General features: G+C 62.5%; 1 pseudogene. It reads right to left on the bottom strand.

Annotated elements, in window-relative coordinates:
• Nucleotides 1-1,184: pseudogene (locus tag QSV46_RS41650) on the bottom strand (IS3 family transposase); the annotation flags it as partial.
• Between the last annotated feature and the right edge of the window lie 185 nt (nt 1,185-1,369).

Genomic DNA, 1,369 nt, shown 5'->3' with positions numbered 1-1,369 from the left:
GTCTCGCCATCCGCGATCGCTCCGTCTCCGCAACCTGACCAGCTCCGACGGAGCAATCGCTACCGGCGTGTCACTGGAGAGAGGAAGAATGGTAGCTTGACAACAAACCGCAATTAAAGGGCCGATTGACATGTAGAAGGCGATCCAGCTCGCGATCCCTGCCTTGGCCTCGCGGCCGTCGGCATAGCCCTTGAGATAGATGTCCTCATGCTTGAGCGATCGCCACAGCCGCTCGATGAAGACGTTGTCCATCCAACGACCGCGGCCATCCATGGAGATCTTGATCCCTGCGGCCGCCAACGCGCCGGTGAGGCCGCGCTGGTGAATTGGCTGCCCTGGTCGGTGTTGAAGATCTCCGGCCTGCCGTACTTCGCCAGCGCCTCTTCCAGAGCCGCCATGCAGAACGAGACGTCCATCGTGTTCGACAACCGCCACGCCAGAACCGCACGGCTCGCCCAGTCGATGATCGCGACGAGATAGAGAAAGCCGCGGCCGATGGGCAGATACGTGATGTCCGCCGCCCACACCTGGTTCGGCCGATCAATTATCATGTTGCGCAACAGATACGGACAGATCTTGTGGCCCGGCGCCGGCTTCGTCGTGTTCGGCTTCGGTCCCAGCGCCGCGATGCCCATCTTGCGCGTCAACCGCTGCACGCGCTTGCGATTGACCTGAAGCCCCTCAGCCTTCAGCATCGCGGTCATTCGCCGCGAGCCCAGGAACGGCCGCGGTGAACAGCTCGTCGAGGCGCCGCATCAGGGCAAGGTCGTTGTCGTTGGCCGGCCGTGGCGGCCGGTACACCCCAGAGCGCGCGATATCAAGCAACATGCATTGCCGGCGGATCGACAGCGCTATGTCGGCGCGATCGAGCATTCCTCGACGGTCCGGCGTGCTCATCTTCCGGACCTCCGCGCTAAAAAATCGCGCTCGACTGTCAGTTGTCCAATCTTGGCGTGCAGCTTCTCGATCTCGCGTTCGCGAGCGTCCTCGCTCTCCCGCCCGACACCCGCGTCAAAGGCCCGGGCCGCCTGGTCCAGCAGTTGCTTCTTCCAGGCATAGATCTGGTTCGGGTGAACCTCGTAGCGCTGGGCCAGATCGGCCACCGTCGCCTGCTCCCGCACGGCTTCCAGCGCGATCTTTGCCTTCAGTGCCGCGTCGATCTTGCGTCTCGTCTTCGTCGTCATCATGCGCTCCGTCTATCAAACGGAGCAGCCCCTTCCAACTAAGCACGTGGTCCCAAAATCGGGGTCCATTTCACTTCAGTCCACCACGTCTCTCCATCGTGTGGCTTCGAGGAGGCCGGTCACAGCACACACTCTTAGCAAAGTTGTGCCTTCTCCGCGCCCTTCGCCCCTCCGAATCGCGTCCC

The sequence above is a fragment of the Bradyrhizobium cosmicum genome, from assembly GCF_032290525.1.
Lineage (GTDB): Bacteria > Pseudomonadota > Alphaproteobacteria > Rhizobiales > Xanthobacteraceae > Bradyrhizobium > Bradyrhizobium cosmicum_A.
This window is presented reverse-complemented; position numbering and strand designations above follow the sequence as displayed.